The organism is Pseudomonas sp. NBRC 111131 (genome assembly GCF_001320525.1).
In the GTDB taxonomy this organism is placed as follows: domain Bacteria; phylum Pseudomonadota; class Gammaproteobacteria; order Pseudomonadales; family Pseudomonadaceae; genus Aquipseudomonas; species Aquipseudomonas ceruminis.
On sequence record NZ_BCBH01000011.1, the window covers coordinates 134,202 to 150,484 of the forward strand.

Below are 16,283 nucleotides of genomic sequence, written 5' to 3' on the forward strand. Positions count from 1 at the left end.
GCACGCCAGCCCTTGCTGCTTGAAGGGCCACAGTCCTGCGGCAGCACCAGGGCACTGCCCAGGCGCTGGCGGTGCAGCTTCAACAGCTTGGCCGCGTCGCTGCCGGGTACCGCCGCGTCGACCTGGGCGAACAGGTCATCCAGCAGGGCATGGCGCCGGCGGTACATGGCCCGTTTCTTGGGGGCGATATCCTCGGCCGCACGCCTTGCGGGGGCCAGGGGGATGAGGAAGAAGTCCTCCGTTTGCGACGGTTGCGCCCCATTTTCCAGCCAGATGACGTCGTAGTTGGCCGCCAGGTCCTGAGCCTTGTCGGCGCCAAAGTACGGGTGGCGGTGGTGCCGGTAGGGGTCGGCGACCGCCAACACCTGCGTTGCCCCTACCGTTCTGGCCAGGCACTTGATGGCCTCGATCAGCAGGCTGCGCGGGCGCAGGCCTTCAAAATCCTTGGTCAGGTCCCGGTAGATGTTCAGCGACGTCTCGCTGTCGATGCCTTTGTGTATCCCCTGAACCGCACCGATGAACAGGCTCAGCCCCTCGGCGCTGCGGCACAGGCTGAACGCCAAGGAGGCGACCCGCAGCTCGCCCTGGAACAGGTTCAGCACCAGCTCCCCTTCGCGCTTGAACCAGATCGGCCGGTCCAGCACCAGGGTGCACTGCGGGGAATACGCCGAAAGATCGCCCAGAACCCGCGACTGCTCGCGGCCCAGCAGCAACAACGAAGGAAACTGCTGCGTCACCACCTCGTAGTGCGACGCCACCACGCTCAGGCGCTGCGGTGCCTCCCACTGCTTGCTGACGTAGGGCCATTGCACCACGCCAATGCAGTCGACCCCGAGTGCGGCAAAACCGTCGCGACCCAGCGAACGCTCCATGCGCTGCAGGAAGACCTCCAGCGCCGAGCGGTGCCGGGCCATCAGCAGCAGCAGCTTGAACTTGTTGTTCAACGCTCGCGGCGAGTAGCCGGGTTGCAAAGTGAGCAGACTTTTCACTAACGACCTGAAGATCATCGACATCTCACTTGTATTCGATCAATAGCGTCTTGCTGGCAGTGAACCTGTCCAGCAGAAACTTGACCTGGCCAACCATCTCAGGAAATTTGGCAAGCACGAGGAAAATGCCTTGCACGCAATTCACCCGCCTCGACCTGCCGGCGCGGCGGGCCAGCCTCACGGCCTGCAGCGGGTAGATCAACAGCAACAGCAACCCCCAGGCACCGAACAGTACACACCCAAGCAGGGTGGCCAAGGGAATGCTCAGGCCCCACAACCAGGCACGACGCGACTCGCGCTGCCAATGCCGCTCGGGCGGGGCGCCGTGCAAGTACGCCCCTTCGGCGAAGGCGTACCCGCCCCGTACTGTCCGTCGCCACCACTGGCTGAAACGAGTCATGGCAGCGTCGTGCAAGGTCATCTCGGCATCTAACCGCCAAATCTTCCAGCCCTGGGCACGCAAGCGGACGCACAGCTCGGGCTCTTCTCCGGCAATCAGCCCCGGGCGAAAGCCAGTCACCGCCACGAATGCCTCGACACGCATCAGCGCATCGCCCCCACACGCCTTGGCTTCGCCGACCGGCGTGTCCCATTCCAGGTCGCACAGCAAGTTGTAGACCGACCGTTCGGGGAAGCGCTCGCGCCGCCGACCACACACCACCGCCACCTCCGGGTGGGTATCGAGAAACGCCTGGGCACTGGCCAGCCAGCCAGCCACCACTTCGCAATCGCCATCAACGAACTGCACATGGCGCATGCTGGGCAACAACTGTTGCAAGCGGGTAAAGCCTTCGTTGCGTGCCCGCGCCGCGGTGAAGGGTTGCGTCATGTCCAGCGCCAGCACGTCGACGCCATGGCTCAGCGCACGCGGCACGGAACCGTCGGTAGACCCCGAATCGACGTACACCACCTGGTCAGCCTGCCCCGCCAGCGATGCCAGGCAGCGCTCCAGGCGCAGGCCTTCGTTCCGCCCGATGATCACCACTCCGATACCTGTCACCATGCGCCTCACTCACCCACCCTGAACGCCCTATGCCCACTCCCCGGCCGTGTTGCCCGGGTCATGTGTACTCGGCTGTTTCGCTGTGTTTGCGCACCTTGATGGTGGCCGGCACGCCGACCGCCAGCGAGTTGTCCGGCACATCGATCAGGACCACGGCGTTGGAGCCGATCACCACGTTGTCGCCGATGCGAATGTTGCCCAGCACCTTGGCCCCGGCCCCGATATCGACGTTGTTGCCAATCACTGGCGCCGTGGGTTCGCTGACATTCTTCAACCCCACCACGACCCCGTTGCGGATGCGGCAGTCATCACCGAAGCGGGCATAACCGCTGATGACGATGCCGCCAAAATGGTCGATGACGAAATTGCGCCCCACCTGCACCTCGCAGGGCAACTCGACCCCGGTGATGATCTGCACGAACTTGAACAATACCTTGTAGACCAGCGAGAACAGCTTGCGCAGCAACGCCGGGCGCACGCCATAGCGCCAACGGCCAAAGCGATACACCAGCATCACCCAGAAGCCCTGGGCGCCCCAATCTCCACCGTGTGCACGCAGGTCCGCGCGAATATTCTCGAACATGGCTTTTCCTACCGTGTGGGCTGGCTTGCGAACCGGGTCTTGAACAGCAACGACCAGGTGGCTCGGGTATGCTGCCAGCAGGCCTTGATGGCTGCCCGGCCACGGCCTTTGAGCAACGCCTTGAACGCCAGCAGCAGGTCGCCCAGGCTGACCAGCAGCATGTGCAACGCAAGCCCTCCGGCGCCATGGTGCTTGCGAAAATAGAGCAGCTCGCTTTCGATCTGGTAGGCCGAGATCTGGCGGCTGGCAGCCTCCAGTTCGGCCACCGACTTGGAGCTTTCGCCACCAATGTGCACAACGGTGGTGTAGGGATAGAACACCACCTTCCAGCCGGCCTCCTTGACCCGCTTGCAGTGGTCGACCTCCTCGTAATAAAGGAAGTAACGCGAGTCGAACAACCCCACCTGGTCGAGCACTTCACGGCGAACCAGGTAGAAACACCCCGGCAGCCAGTCGCATTCACGTACTGAACCGTGGTCCCAAGCCATTTCATCGACCATCTGCAAGCCCGGGAACAGGCGGCCCAGCCCGGTCCGCGCAACGAATATGTTCAGCGGCGTCGGGAAATATCGACAGCAGGGCTGCAGGTCGCCATCGCGCCCTTCCAGGCGCACGCCAAGCACGCCGCAGTCAGGGTGGGCGTCCATGTAGGCGATGGTTTTCTCCAGGGTGTCGCTGGCTACGAAAGCGTCGGTATTAAGTAGCAAGGCGTATTTGCCCTGCAGATGGGCCAGCAATTGATTGTTGGCGCGGCCAAAACCGACGTTCTGCTTGTTACTCAACAGCAGTGCTTCGGGGCACACGTTGGCCAGGCATTCCAGCGAGTTGTCGGCAGAGGCATTGTCCACCACCAGGTAGCTCGCCAGCCGCTCGCTGCCAGCCCGACGCAGCGCATCGAACATGGGCTGCAGCAGTGACCCGGTGTTGAAATTGACCACCATCACATCGACCGGCTTTCTATCCATTGTTGCCGTCCCCAAAGAAGTACTGCCGCCTCACCGCCGCCAAGGTAGGTTCCAGCGCCGGGTCGAATGCGCCCTTGCGCTGCTTGACGAGGTCTATCCAGGGGTAACTGTTGCAACGCTCTTCAACCCGCCTGATCAACTCTTCGGTGGTACAGATGACCTTGGCCGGGTTGCCCCCTACCACCATGCCCGGGGGCACGTCCTTGGTGACCACAGCGCCAGCAGCCACCACCGAGTCAGGCCCGATGGTCACCCGCGGCATGACGATCGAGCCGTGGCCAACGAAACAGTTGTCACGTATATCAATGTAGCCCACAGAGTCCAGCTGCTTGCCGTAGCAGACCTCGATCAGAGCCACCACACCGTCATGGCCGATCAGCGTGCAGTCGGACAACCCCACGTTGCTGCCGATGCGTACCAGCGTCGGGTCGGTGACGCAGCACCCACAGTTGATGTGCACGTTGTTCCCGATGGAATGAAACTTGCCCCACCGCGCCAGGTAGGTGCCCCATTGCAGGGGCGTGGGGTTGCACAGTTTCCTGTACAGCGAGCTGCCTCGCCCGGTGGCGTTGACATAGTGGTGCAAGGCGCTCCGTAGCCATCCAAACATGCTGTTTGCCTCGTAAGTAAACCCTTCCTGGACTGTCCCTGAGGCGAACTCGGTCTCGTTCTTCTTGGTGCTGACCGCATCGCACTCAACCCTTGTTTTTTGGCGCCATCACTGCAGGATCAAGCTGTGCACACTCCTTGGCGGCTCATGTGACCGCACCACGGGTTGTCTTCATTTTCTCGTCGAGGTGGTCGGCCAGCCGCAGCGCGAACTGCAGCAGCGGCATTGTCGGGTTGGACGCACCGCTGGTGGCAAAGATGCTGCTGCCCGCCACGTACAGGTTGGTGGTGCCGAACACCTTGCAGTTGGTGTCGACCACGCCAAACTCCGGCGAAGCCGCCATGCGGGTGGTCCCCATATGGTGGGCATGGGGCTGTATTTTCAGGGGCAAGGCGGTGTCGTAAACGAAGTCGTTCAACTTGACGAAGCCAAGCCCCATGTCGGCAAACTGCTTGGCCAACTCGCTGCCGATGCACTTGATGGTGTGGCGGTCGTTGGCACTCAAGGCCCAATTGACGTTGACCTTGCTCACCCCCAGCGCGTCCTTTTCGCCCAGCAGCGAAATATGGCTCTGCACGTTCGGGAACTGCTCGATCATGGTGCTGATGACACCATCGCCGGGGCAACTGAACTTGGCCACGAACTCGATCTTGCTCGCCACGCCCATTTCACAGGCCAGGTTTTCCAGGAAGTGCTTGACCTCGGCGGTTCTGCCGTAGGTCCTGACATCGCTGAGCACGGCGGTGGTGACATTGCCTTTACCGGCGCGGTACTCGGCGACGAACGCATCGGTGGTGTAGTACTGGTGCTGACCGGTGTCCTGCCCGTCCTGCAGGATGAAGTTGCCCATGTCGATGTTCAGGTGCTCCATGAAGCAGCGCCCGGTCAGGCCGTCCGCGCTCACCACGCCTGCTGCCAGTAACGATTTGCTGTTGAGCAACTGCCGAGCATTCTCGATCGCCCCGGTAGCGAGGATGAAATGGGTGGCCTGCAGCGGTTGCCGGTGCAGGTCGTAGTCGGATACCTGCACCGCCGTGAGGCTGCCGGAGGCCTTGTCGAATTCAAGGTCCACGCAGTTGCAGTTGAGAAACACATCGAGCCCTGGCGTCTCGTTGAGCGCGGTTGCGTACTTTTGCGCAAAGCGCGTCGGCGGGCTCAGCAGGAAACGGTCGGCGTCGAAGTCACCGCCCTCCAACGCCGCATTGAGCGCATGAAATTCCGCGCCCTGGGGCAAGTCGACGATGTCCATGGCCGCCGGCAGGTAGCGTTCGATCTCGGCATAGGGGATGGGCCAGCCCGGCAAGTCGCCCGGTGGCGTGACCGCGAAGTCTGAGGCGGTGAAGGGCCGGCAGCGGCCTGCCCAATGGTTGGAGGTACCGCCGAGAAACCGCAAGCGCGTTTCCTCGGCATACAGCTCAAGGCCCGACGAGGTGCACTTGTACAATGCTTGCGAGCGCGGCGAATAGGCCTGGTCGCCGCCTTCGAGCAGCGCGACGCTCCAGCCGGCCGTCGCCAGACGCAAGGCCAGTGTGATACCTGCCGGCCCTGCACCCACGATGCAGAAGTCATAGCGCTCGCGCAGCACTTTCTGCGCCTGGTAGTCCTGGATCATGCCTGCTCGTTCCGGAAGTACTGGGAGGGCAGCACCCAGCCGTTGATCAGCACATGACCGACTGGCTCGGCGGGCTTGCGAGCAACCTCTGGCAGGGCGCCAAACACCGCTCCCCCGACCCCCAGCAAGGCGCAATTACGGAGAAAGCCCCTACGGCCCAAAAGCGGAGTACAAAACTTAAGCTTCCCCATGATCTCAAGACCTGTGCCATTGTTTTCTCAAGAATCCTAGTCACTTATCCGCGATGCGCTACCCTGCCCACCGCTGTGGCACTGCATTTGTGGAGGTGGCTTCAAAGCCAGTGGAAAAACCGCGTCACCAGTTCGCCGCAGATTGCCCCAACAACGACCATTGGGAGTACGACAAGCTCGCGCTTGATGTTCAGAATGCCTAGCTTGCGATTGACATAGACAATCAGTACCAGGGTAGGCAAGGCATGCAGGGCCACCCCCCAGATTGCGTAACGCGGCCCGCCGATGGCCAGCAGCACCGGCAACAGCACCCACAGCGAAACCAGCCGAATGATGTTGTCCATGGCCTGGTATTTGGTGTAGCCCAAGGCGATCCAGATCTGGTGCGTCAGGGTGTAGCGCAAGGTGATAAACGACAGCGAAAGGATCGCCAGCATCGTGCCTGCCTGGGCATAGCGGGCGTCGTACATCCAGCTGATCAGCAGTGGGCTTGCGGTCAGGAACACGCCACAGACGAACAACATGACCAGGTCGACCAGCAGCTTGAAACGGTCGTACAGCGTCTTCAACCGTGCAGGGTCGCCGTCCCGGGTGGCTTCGCTGAACGCTGGCAACGCCACTGCGCCGAACAGCTTCATCAGCCCGGTCTGGATCGAGCCGAGGATCAGCACGGCAATCGAATACACGCCCAGCTCCGCCACCGTCATGCTGGCCCCAAACCAGATACGGTCGCCATACATGGCCAGCACCCCGACGATCGATGACAACAGGATCCATCGGCCGAAATTGACCAGCTCCGTCAGGGCGGTGCGGTCCCACTGCAAACGGTTGCCCGGCCCTTGCAGGGCGGTGTGGCCCAGCACCGTGCCGGCCAGTGCGGCAATCACCCCAGCGGCCACCAGGGACCAGATCGAGCGGGTAAACCAGCCGATGACCAGCATGACCACCAATCCGACGAACTGCGATGCCAACTCCACCAGTACCACGCGTTTCTGTTGGAAAGTACGCACCGCCACATCTATCTTGGTCGACTGGAAACCCCAGATGATTGCCTGCAGCCCGGTGACCGCCAGTACCAGCGGCAGCTCCGGTGCGGCGTAGGTGGAACCAGCCGGCCACAGATTGGCCAGTTGGCTGAACCAAGCGCCCAGGGCCAGCAGCAGCGTCAGCGCGAACAACAGGAAGCCGCGCAGAATCTGTACGGTCCAGGCGGTATTGAGAAACAACGGGTCGTCGCCCCTCGGGCTCTGAATGATGTTCTGCCGCAAACCGACATCGGACAGCAAGTGAAGGAGCACGGAGACGGTGGTGGCAATGACCATCACCCCGAACATTTCGGGTAACAACAAACGCGCCATGATCAGGTTGCCGCCCAGGCGCATCACCTGTGAGGCCAGCAGCGACACCAGGTTCCAAGCCCCGGCGCCCAGCGCACGCCTGCGAAGACTACCGGCTGCTGACACATCAATCGACGGCATGACTTCAATCTCTGACTGAATGGCTAGAAGTCACTATAGTTTCATTTAGCCATGACGCTAGCCGTCGTCCACCGAGGGATAGGTGCCTGAGCCCATGCCAGAACAATTCCGTGCACTGATCGTCATCCTGTTTGTCGCAACCGTCGTGTTCTTTCTTGCACGGCGCCCCGCCACAGACCTTATCCCTGACCGAGACTTCAAGCGGCGCCGCAACCTGTGGTTCCTGATTACCCTGCTGGCGTTCTTCTCGTTCAGCTTCTGGGTCTACACGGCGGCAGCCGTGATCACGCTGTTCCTGGCCAGGCGCCGCGAGCACAACGCCATGGCCCTGTTCTTCATGCTGCTGTTCGCCATCCCCCCCGCCTCGGTGGAGATTCCCGGCTTTGGCGTGATCAATTACCTGATCGAGCTGAACCATATACGCATCCTGACGGTGTGCATTCTGCTGCCCACGGCGCTGGCCTTGAGCAAACAGAGCGAAACCGTACGCTTTGGCCGCACCTTGCCCGACAAACTGCTGGCCGCGAGCCTGGTACTGATGACCCTGCTGTACCTGCGCGACACCACGGTCACCGACACCCTGCGCCAGGCGGTCTCGCTGTATATCGATGTGTTCCTGCCGTATTACGTTGCCAGCCGCGGGCTGAAGACCCTCGACGATTTCAAGGATGCCCTGCTCGCCTTCGTCCTGGCCGCCTTCCTGCTGGCGATCATTGCCGTAGCGGAATTCGCCCGTCACTGGCTGCTGTACAACGGGCTGATCAGCGCCATGGGCGTGAAATGGAGCATGTCCAGCTACCTCAGCCGTGGCGGCTCCTTGCGCGCCAGTGCCACTACCGGCCAGGCCATTGCCCTGGCCTATGTCATCAGCGTGGCCATTGGCATGTTCCTGTTCGTGCAAGGCTACGTGCGCAACCGCCTGCAACGCTACATGGGCGCCTTGCTGCTGGCCGCAGGGCTGGTCGTACCGCTGTCTCGCGGGCCCTGGATTGGCGCCGGCGTGATCGTTGCCGTGTTCATCGCTACCGGCAAAGGCGCAGTCAAGCGCCTGACCCTGCTCGCCTGCGCCGGCCTGCTGGCGTTGCCGCTGCTGGCGGTATTGCCCGGCGGCGAAAAAGTGCTCGACCTGCTGCCATTCGTCGGCAACCTGGAAAAAGAGAACATCACCTATCGCCAACGGCTGCTCGACAACTCGTGGATCACCATCCAGCGCAACCCCTTGTTCGGTTCGTTCGATTTCCGCAGCACCCCGGAAATGCAATCGATGATCCAGGGTGAAGGCATCATCGACATCGTCAACAGCTACATCAGCCTGGCGCTGCGCTTCGGGCTGGTTGGGCTGGCCCTGTTCGTCGCCTTCTTTGCCAGTGTGCTGTGGAGCATCTTCAAGGCCTTGCGCACCTTCCCCGACAAGGAGGACGAACACCGACGGCTGGGACGAACGCTGTTGGCGACGCTGATCGGCATCCTGGTGATCATCTTCACGGTCAGCAGCATCACCGTGATCCCCGTGGTGTACTGGTCGGTAGGCGGGCTAGGCATGGCCTATGTGCAGATGGTGCGCAGGCTCAGGGCCAGCGAGAGCGCAGCACTTGCCACCCCCGGCCTTCTGACCCGGTAATGCCCATGACCTTTTCCCTTTTGCGCCCGCTGCTTCGGGGCTGTGCCTGCATCGGCCTGCTGCTACCGCTGGCCGGCTGGGCTTCGGACTGGACCGTCACGGTCGATGAGCAAAGCGGCTTGCCCACGCTGACCCGCGGCGGCGGTCCTGCCATGGTCGCCAGGTTCGACTTCTGGGGCGCCGACTGGAGCTGGACAGGCTTTGGCACGGCGTTCAAGGTCAACGGCCCGTACAACTACAGCCTTACCGGCAAGAACCCGCAACTGGATTTTGACCTGGCGGCGGACATCAGCAAGCCCCAGGCGCAGACCTTGGCCTGGGACTTCACCTTGAACGCCCACAGCCTGAAAAGCGGCGTGATGGGCGGAGGCATGGTGTTCCGCTTCGACCCTGCGTTGTTTGCAGGTGACATGGGTGAACCGGTACTGCTGCCAGGTAATCGGGGCTGGTCCTGGGGTAAAGCTGAACGGCGCATCGAGCTGCGTTTCGAGCCCGCGCTGGCGAACGTGTATTTCGAACGAGGCGACCCATCCGAGGTACGCGCCTTTTTCTACACCAACCCCATCACGCCTGGTCGACAGCAGATCAAGGCGGTGTTGAACATGACCGGCGACATCGCGCCCGGCCCTACGCCGACCGAACGCTTCGGCCTGGCCGACCCCAACCAGTGGCCAGACGACCAGCTCGACTGGCGCACTGCACCGGTGGACCTGTCGTTTCTCAATGCGCCAGAAAAACCGGCCGGCAAACGCGGTTTCGTCAAGGCTGCAGGCGAGCAGCTGCAGTTCGCCGACAACACGCCAGTGCGTTTCTGGGGTACCAACCTGTCGGCCTACGCGCTGTTCAACACCCCCGACGACGAGATCAAGCGCCAGGCAAGGCGCCTCTCTGAACTGGGCTTCAACCTGGTGCGCCTGCATCACCATGACTCGCCCTGGGTAAGCCCGAACATCTTTGGCGACGTCAAAACCCTGCGCAATACCCAGCAACTGAGTGAAGCCTCGCTGCGCAAGCTCGACTGGTGGATCAAATGCCTCAAGGATGAAGGGGTGTATGTCTGGCTCGACCTGCATGTGGAGCGCATCGTCACCCGCGATGACGGCATCTATGCCTTCGACGAGCTGGCCAAAGGTGAGCAGTATGCCGGTATCAAGGGCTATGCCTATGTGAACACCACCCTGCAGCAGGCGATGAAGCGTTTTGCCGAGCAGTACCTCACCCACGTGAACGCCTACACGGGGCTTGCATACAAGGATGAGCCGGCAATCGCCGCCGTGTTGCTTACCAACGAAAACGACATCACCCAGCACTTTGGCAATGCCCTGCTGCCGGACAAAGGTGTGCCCAAGCACAACCGGCTGTTCATGGACCAGGCCAAAGCCTTCGCAGCGCGCACCGGCCTGCCCGCAGACAAGACCTGGCGCGCCTGGGAGCCAGGCCCGGGCAAGCTGTTCCTCAACGAGCTGGAACACCGTTTCAATGTCGACATGATCGAGCACCTGCGCACCCTGGGGGTTCAAGTCCCGATCGTGACCACCAGCACCTGGGGCGGCAATGGCCTGGCTGCGTTACCCGCGTTGACCGCAGGCAACGTGATCGACGCCCACAGCTATGGCGGCATCGGCCAACTGGAAAAGAATCCGCTGACCAGCGACGGCATGATCAACTGGCTTGGCGCGGCCCAGGTGCTGGGGATGCCGATGACCGTCACCGAGTGGAACGCCGAACCCTTCCCCCTGCCCGACCGCCACTCGCTGCCGCTGTATGTGGCCGGTACCGCTGCCCACCAGGGTTGGGACGCGATCATGCAGTACGCCTATAGCCAGCAGGCCTTCATTGAAGGCTGGCGCAGGGCCGACAACTGGAATGCCTACAACGACCCGGCAATGATGGCCACCCTCCCCGCCGCAGCCTTGCTCTACCGCCGCGAGGATGTGCGCCCGGCGCAGACCCATTATGTGTTTGCGCCTGGCCCTGAAACGTTGTTCAACCGCGCCATCACCCCGGGCAACTCGGTGCTGTTGCGCACGGCAATGGAAAAGGGCCGGTTGCAGATTGCCCTGCCGCAAACACCGGCGTTGCCCTGGTTGCAGCCCGCTGCCCTCCCCGGCGATGCCCAGGTGCTGCACGACCCGGACCAGTCACTGCTGGCGGCTGATGCCACGTCGTCGACCAGCGACACCGGTGAGCTCAGGCGCAACTGGCAGCAAGGCCTGTACACCATCGACACGCCACTGACCCAGGCCGCCACCGGCTGGCTGGGCGGGCAATCGCTGAGCCTTGCCGATATAAACGTACAGCTTAAAACCGCCTACGCCAGCGTCGTGGTGCAAAGCCTCGAGGCCAAGCCGATCAACCAGTCGCGCAGCCTGTTGATTTCACTGGGCAGCCGCGCTGTGCCCAGGCCGGATGACATGACCCCCTTCCACGTCGAGCCCCTCGAAGGGCGCTTGAGCATCAAGGCACCCGCTGGCCTGCACCTGTATGCCCGAAGCGCCGACGGGCAGGCGAAGAAACTGGCATCGACCTACAAGGATGGCCACTACCTCATCACCTTCGACGCACAGCACATGGCCAATTGGCTGTTCTTGAAATAGCCATCTAGAGTCAAAGCCAAGGCACCCATGCTCCACGCCGGCCAAGGCCACTTAAGCCACGGGATTACTGATTTCCAGGCATTCGACGCTGCTTCTGTTCCAGGAGGATTGGATGAAGTACTTGGTTGTCGGCGGTGCAGGTTACATCGGCTCACACATGGTCAAGCACCTGATGGCGGCCGGGCATGACGTGGTAGTGGCCGACACCGTGGCCACGGGGCCGAACATCGAATGGGTCGAACTGGATATTGCCGATGCCCAAGGGCTGGATGCGCTGTTCGCCGACTACACCTTCGATGCGGTCTTTCATTTCGCCTCGTTCATCCAGGTCGGTGAATCGGTCAGCGACCCCGCCAAGTATTACCAGAACAATGTCGCAGCGACCCTGACCCTGCTTGAGGCGATGGTGCGCGCAGGTATCGAGTGCCTGATCTTCTCCTCCAGCGCCGCCGTCTATGGTGACCCGCAATACGTGCCAATCGATGAACAGCACCCCAAGGCGCCCATCAACCCCTATGGGCGCAGCAAGTGGATGGTGGAGCAGATGCTGCAGGACTTCGACCGTGCCTACGGGTTGAGGTCGGTGAGCTTGCGCTACTTCAACGCGGCGGGCGCCGACCCTGAGGGGGCTCTGGGTGAATGCCATGAGCCGGAAACCCACCTGATCCCGCTGATCCTGCAGGCGGCGTCTGGGCGGCGGGAAGCGATCACAGTATTTGGCCATGATTACGATACGCCGGACGGCACCTGCATTCGCGACTATGTGCATGTGGCGGACCTTGCGTCCGCGCACGCCCTGGCCGTGGATTATCTGCTGGCCGGAGGCGTCAGCACCGCGTTCAACCTCGGTAACGGGCTCGGCTTTTCGGTGCAGGAGGTCATCGATACCGCTCGGGTAGTCACAGGGCGGCCCATCGATGTGGTCGACGCACCACGCCGCGAGGGCGACCCCGCACGGTTGGTGGCCGATGCAGAACGGGCCAAGGCTGTGCTGGGCTGGCGGCCTCGGCATGCGTCGCTGGAGCAAATTGTGTTGCACGCCTGGCAATGGGAACGCCAGTACCCTTGGCAATGAGCGCGGCAAAGGCAGGCGTTGCCAGCCTGCCCTTGCACGAAGCCTCAGCGGCTCAATAATAGGTGCGCGGCTGCTCGTCGGCCTTGTTCAACACCGCGCCGATCAGGTTCGCCGTTGCCAGATGGTACAGGCAGTCCTCGATATCCTTCTTGCTGTTCATTCCGTTGGCGACCACCAGCAGCACGCAGTCGAACTTCGGCAGCACGGTGATCGCATCATCGGAGCTCAACAGTGGCGGTAGGTCGAAAATGCAGATGCGCGAGTCATAACGGTCGCGCAGCTCGGTGATCAGGTCGTCGACCTTGGGCGAGGACAGCATTTCAGTGGACATCGGAATCGGCTCACGCGTAGGCAGTACCACAAAACGCGGCAGCGTTGGGTTAACCAGCACTTCCTCGAGCCAGGCCTTGCCACTAAGCAGTTCGTTGAGCGCCTTTTCCATCGGCAGGCCCAGGCTGCTGCCAACCCGTGGCCGGCGCAAGTCGAAGTCCACCAGCAATGCCGTCTTGGTGGTGTGGTGGGCAATGCTCATGGCCAGGTTGACCGCCAGCACCGTCTTCCCCGCTTCGGGGGTCGGCGAGGTGATCGCCAGGGTGCGCCAGCCATTTTCTTCCATGGTCTGCAGCACCTGGGTGCGCAGCAGGTCAATGGCCCCGCTCAAGTTGGAGTTCTTGTTGTACGAGACGATCCGGTTACGCTCCAGGTGCTCCGCACGCAGCGGCACCACCTTGGTCTGCACGTAATCGAACTGCCCCAACGGTTCAGGCTTTTCCGCCACCAGCGGCGCCTTTGGCGTTTCAATGGGCGTGGGGGATACCTGATGAATGTTCTTTCCAATAGCCGGCGTAATTCTGTCCATCGCTGCATTCCCTATTCAAACCGAGCCATAGCTTTAAACAACAGGACGTCCAACGGCATGTAGAACAGATGGACGACCAGCATCAGCATTGCAACCAGCACCAACCCGGCGATGATCAGCAGCAGGCGCCACTTCCTGCGCTTAGCCAGGTCCGCCTGGGTGGGGATGTACGGCACAGCGACCAGCACACGCTTGCCCAGCACGTTCTCCAGGGCGCCAACACCGCGAACGCGCTGGTTGAGCATCTCCAGCAACATCACCAGGCCACCGCCTACGGCGGGAGCGAGCACCAGGCCAAGGGCGACGATCTTCTTGCGGTTGGGTTTGACCGGCTTTTCCGGCATCAGCGGTGGCTCCAAAAGCACGAAGCGCTCGGCCTTGTTCTCCTGTTCCAGGCTTTCGGTAATCTTCGCGCCCATTTCCTTGTTGCGGATTTCTTCGTACTTCTTGCGCGCGTTGTCGTGGTCACGCATCAGGGTGATCAGGCCACGCTCGACCTGCGGGGCTTGCAGGATGTCCGCCTCGTAACTTTCAATTTTTGCCGTCAGCTGACGTTTCTGATCAGCCAGGGAGGCGATGCGTGACTGCGCCGCTGCCATCTTGGTGCGCACCCTGGCGGCATCCAGGTTCAACGTTGCGGCAGCGGCAATACCCTTGTCGCCGGAGGCCTGCAGCAGCTCGATCTTGCGCTTGACTGCCTGCACATCGGGGTGCGCTTCCTTGTACCGGGTCAACAGGCGGGCATACTCGGCCTTGAGGCTGGCCAGGTCCTGCGGTTGGTCCACCGCGGCCGACCGGCTACCGGCCGCCGGGGTGGCCACGCCGGCATTGGCAGCCGACAGTTCCAGCTCGAGGTAACGCAGTTCCTCCTGAGCGGACTTATAGTCGCGGTCCACTTCGCGGAACTCCAGCTCTGCGCGCGACAGCATGCTCATGCGCAACTGCTGGTTCTCCGGCAAGGCATTGGCGTGAGCCTGCTTGAAATCGGCGAGCTGGTTTTCCAGGTCGGCCAGTTCGGCGCCCAGCTTGTTCGCTTCCTGGCTCAGGAATTCGGTGGTCTCGGTAGCCCGCTCGGTGCGCTGCTTGATGTTTTCATTGAGAAACAGCGTGACCAGTTCGTCAGCGACTTCCTTGGCAACCTCCGGGCGCTTGTCCTCATACGACACGGTAAAGGCCACCGTGGCCTCACCCCGCCCCTTGATGAAGGTGCTGAGCGTGGCGACCACGATCGCATTGCGCATCTGGTCGATCTTGTCGGTCTCGCTGAACTGCCTGCCCTTGTCGGCGAACAGGCTGTACTTGTCGATGATGCGCAGCAGGTTCTCGCGGGTCATGACGCGCTGGCGAATGACCTCGATGCGCTCGTCGGCGAAGCTGTTGTTGCCCGCCGACACCAGATCCGGGGATATCTGCTGCGACTCCACCAGGATGGTGCCGGTAGACTGATAGATGGGCGGCACACTGATTGCGACACCCACGGTCGCCGCCAGAATGACTACGATGCTCACCCCCAGCAACAAGGCACGGTCCTTGATGATGGCGATGTAATCTTTGAGGGAAAGCTCGTACTCGGACTTCATAGTGGCCACCCATGCAAGAGTCAGATGTCGGGGTATCTGTACGTCAGCGTCAGTCCAACAATTGTCGCTTCAGCATCTGGCAGGCCATTTTGCTGACGCTCCTTGTACATCAACGAGAAACGCAGGTCCCAGGCCCGCGAAAATTCCTGGCTGGCCCAGACACTGTAGGTCTGTAAGGTGTTGGGCGTTTGCCCTTTACTGTCCTGCCAGGACGCGTCGGCACCTATGCGGCGGGTTTCGGTGAGCAGGTAGCTCCAGGTGCCCCGCACCATGTCCAGTTGGGCAAAGCCGCCTTCGGCGTTGGCTACGGTGCTGCGCTCGGCGCTCAGGCTCGCCTCGTTGCGCGCCCCACGGTAGAACAGCGACAGCCCGCCTTCACCGCGCCGCCCACCGCCAGAGCCAGAGGTTTCGTTGACCCCTACGTGCATGGCCCCTTCCAGTTGTTCCGAGAACTGGTGCCTGATGCCGATGCTGGGGACATAGCTGTTGGTGGCAACCGCGGTGGTCGTATCCTGGGGTACATAACGCCGGGCCTCGAAACCGCTGATGATGTCGGTGCGCTCGTTCCAGGCGTAAGTCCATGACAGGTAGTTGGAATATTCGTCGTAGCCGGTCAGCGTATTGATGTCGTAGCGGGCATGGTTGTACCGGGCTTCGTTGGCCAAGGTACTGCGCTCGGTAACGGCGCTGCTCCAGTTGGCGGTCAGCGACGACATCTTCTGCGTGCCATCGGTGGTGACCACACCGGTATCCAGCACAGCGCCCGAGAGTGTCGAGCTCTCGTTGTACTGCGCCAGCAGGCCAAAACCACCCGTCTCGGTTTCGCGCTGCCAGCCCAGGCTCAGATTAGGGTCCTCACGGTCGTCGACCACCGACCGGTCGGATGACCGCAACAGGTGCATGCCCAGGCCCAGGCGCAGTTGGTCGCGGTCGAACTGGCCGATCAGGTTGTAGTCGGGCGCAATGATGGTACGCGTCACACCTTTCTCCTTGGACGTAAGGAGCAATGGGTTGCTGTCGTACTCGACAGTCGTGGGGACCACGACTGAAGACTGCCAATTGGCGGCGTAAGCCACCCCCGCCAACGGCATCATCATGATCGCCGTTGCAACACGCTTTG

The 16,283-nt window shown here is 61.9% G+C and carries 13 protein-coding genes and 1 pseudogene; 3 read left to right on the forward strand and 11 right to left on the reverse strand.

Annotation, left to right across the window (positions count from 1 at the left end; all coding sequences use genetic code 11):
* Positions 1-95: 95 nt before the first annotated feature.
* From APH34_RS30350 to APH34_RS13055, 8 genes and pseudogenes are all read right to left on the reverse strand, one after another.
* A pseudogene (locus tag APH34_RS30350) lies at positions 96-1,007 on the reverse strand (DUF535 family protein); the annotation flags it as partial.
* A 7-nt stretch (positions 1,008-1,014) separates the two neighbouring features.
* Positions 1,015-1,992, reverse strand: coding sequence for a glycosyltransferase (locus APH34_RS13025; protein ID WP_054901429.1), 978 nt, complete (start codon positions 1,990-1,992; stop codon positions 1,015-1,017).
* Between the two features lie 58 nt (positions 1,993-2,050).
* A complete protein-coding gene (locus tag APH34_RS13030) occupies positions 2,051-2,575 on the reverse strand; it encodes a serine O-acetyltransferase (RefSeq protein ID WP_054901430.1) in 525 nt (174 codons plus the stop codon).
* Positions 2,576-2,583: 8 nt separating this feature from the next.
* Positions 2,584-3,540, reverse strand: a complete 957-nt coding sequence (locus APH34_RS13035) for a glycosyltransferase family 2 protein (RefSeq protein ID WP_054901431.1) — start codon at positions 3,538-3,540, stop codon at positions 2,584-2,586.
* Entirely contained in the window at positions 3,533-4,150 is a 618-nt protein-coding gene (locus tag APH34_RS13040) for an acyltransferase (RefSeq protein WP_054901432.1), read from the reverse strand. Before APH34_RS13040 ends, APH34_RS13035 begins: the two co-directional genes overlap by 8 nt.
* Before the next feature lie 145 nt (positions 4,151-4,295).
* Entirely contained in the window at positions 4,296-5,762 is a 1,467-nt protein-coding gene (locus APH34_RS13045; protein ID WP_054901433.1) for an FAD-dependent oxidoreductase, read from the reverse strand.
* On the reverse strand, positions 5,759-5,953 hold the full coding sequence (locus APH34_RS13050) for a twin-arginine translocation signal domain-containing protein (RefSeq protein ID WP_054901434.1): 195 nt from the start codon (positions 5,951-5,953) through the stop codon (positions 5,759-5,761). Before APH34_RS13050 ends, APH34_RS13045 begins: the two co-directional genes overlap by 4 nt.
* A 101-nt stretch (positions 5,954-6,054) precedes the next feature.
* Entirely contained in the window at positions 6,055-7,431 is a 1,377-nt protein-coding gene (locus APH34_RS13055; RefSeq protein ID WP_054901435.1) for an oligosaccharide flippase family protein, read from the reverse strand.
* A 94-nt stretch (positions 7,432-7,525) separates the two neighbouring features.
* Here APH34_RS13055 and APH34_RS13060 point away from each other — a divergent pair, with 94 nt between their 5' ends.
* The 3 genes from APH34_RS13060 (at position 7,526) to galE (ending at position 12,724) form a co-directional block, all read left to right on the forward strand.
* Positions 7,526-9,052: an O-antigen ligase gene (locus tag APH34_RS13060; protein ID WP_054901436.1), complete on the forward strand. Its 1,527-nt coding sequence runs from the start codon at positions 7,526-7,528 to the stop codon at positions 9,050-9,052.
* 5 nt (positions 9,053-9,057) lie between these two features.
* Positions 9,058-11,649 carry a glycosyl hydrolase family 5 gene (locus tag APH34_RS13065; protein WP_054901437.1) on the forward strand — a complete coding sequence of 864 codons (2,592 nt, stop codon included), beginning with the start codon at positions 9,058-9,060 and terminating at the stop codon, positions 11,647-11,649.
* 112 nt (positions 11,650-11,761) lie between these two features.
* Positions 11,762-12,724 (forward strand): UDP-glucose 4-epimerase GalE, encoded by a 963-nt coding sequence (galE, locus tag APH34_RS13070; RefSeq protein ID WP_054901438.1) that lies wholly within the window; start codon positions 11,762-11,764, stop codon positions 12,722-12,724.
* 52 nt (positions 12,725-12,776) lie between these two features.
* Here the strand turns inward: galE and APH34_RS13075 are convergent, their stop codons facing one another.
* The 3 genes from APH34_RS13075 to APH34_RS13085 are packed head-to-tail and all read right to left on the reverse strand — an operon-like array spanning position 12,777 to position 16,260.
* Positions 12,777-13,583, reverse strand: coding sequence for a CpsD/CapB family tyrosine-protein kinase (locus APH34_RS13075; RefSeq protein ID WP_054901439.1), 807 nt, complete (start codon positions 13,581-13,583; stop codon positions 12,777-12,779).
* A gap of 11 nt (positions 13,584-13,594) precedes the next feature.
* Entirely contained in the window at positions 13,595-15,163 is a 1,569-nt protein-coding gene (locus APH34_RS13080) for a Wzz/FepE/Etk N-terminal domain-containing protein (RefSeq protein WP_054901440.1), read from the reverse strand.
* Positions 15,164-15,183: 20 nt separating this feature from the next.
* A complete protein-coding gene (locus APH34_RS13085; RefSeq protein ID WP_156358083.1) occupies positions 15,184-16,260 on the reverse strand; it encodes a hypothetical protein in 1,077 nt (358 codons plus the stop codon).
* Positions 16,261-16,283: the final 23 nt, after the last annotated feature.

Coding starts and splice junctions, on each gene's coding strand:
- APH34_RS13025 (WP_054901429.1), bottom strand. CDS start 1,992: ATGGTGACAGGTATCGGAGTGGTGATCATCGGGCGGAACGAAGGCCTG.
- APH34_RS13030 (WP_054901430.1), bottom strand. CDS start 2,575: ATGTTCGAGAATATTCGCGCGGACCTGCGTGCACACGGTGGAGATTGG.
- APH34_RS13035 (WP_054901431.1), bottom strand. CDS start 3,540: ATGGATAGAAAGCCGGTCGATGTGATGGTGGTCAATTTCAACACCGGG.
- APH34_RS13040 (WP_054901432.1), bottom strand. CDS start 4,150: ATGTTTGGATGGCTACGGAGCGCCTTGCACCACTATGTCAACGCCACC.
- APH34_RS13045 (WP_054901433.1), bottom strand. CDS start 5,762: ATGATCCAGGACTACCAGGCGCAGAAAGTGCTGCGCGAGCGCTATGAC.
- APH34_RS13050 (WP_054901434.1), bottom strand. CDS start 5,953: ATGGGGAAGCTTAAGTTTTGTACTCCGCTTTTGGGCCGTAGGGGCTTT.
- APH34_RS13055 (WP_054901435.1), bottom strand. CDS start 7,431: ATGCCGTCGATTGATGTGTCAGCAGCCGGTAGTCTTCGCAGGCGTGCG.
- APH34_RS13060 (WP_054901436.1), top strand. CDS start 7,526: ATGCCAGAACAATTCCGTGCACTGATCGTCATCCTGTTTGTCGCAACC.
- APH34_RS13065 (WP_054901437.1), top strand. CDS start 9,058: ATGACCTTTTCCCTTTTGCGCCCGCTGCTTCGGGGCTGTGCCTGCATC.
- galE (WP_054901438.1), top strand. CDS start 11,762: ATGAAGTACTTGGTTGTCGGCGGTGCAGGTTACATCGGCTCACACATG.
- APH34_RS13075 (WP_054901439.1), bottom strand. CDS start 13,583: ATGGACAGAATTACGCCGGCTATTGGAAAGAACATTCATCAGGTATCC.
- APH34_RS13080 (WP_054901440.1), bottom strand. CDS start 15,163: ATGAAGTCCGAGTACGAGCTTTCCCTCAAAGATTACATCGCCATCATC.
- APH34_RS13085 (WP_156358083.1), bottom strand. CDS start 16,260: ATGATGATGCCGTTGGCGGGGGTGGCTTACGCCGCCAATTGGCAGTCT.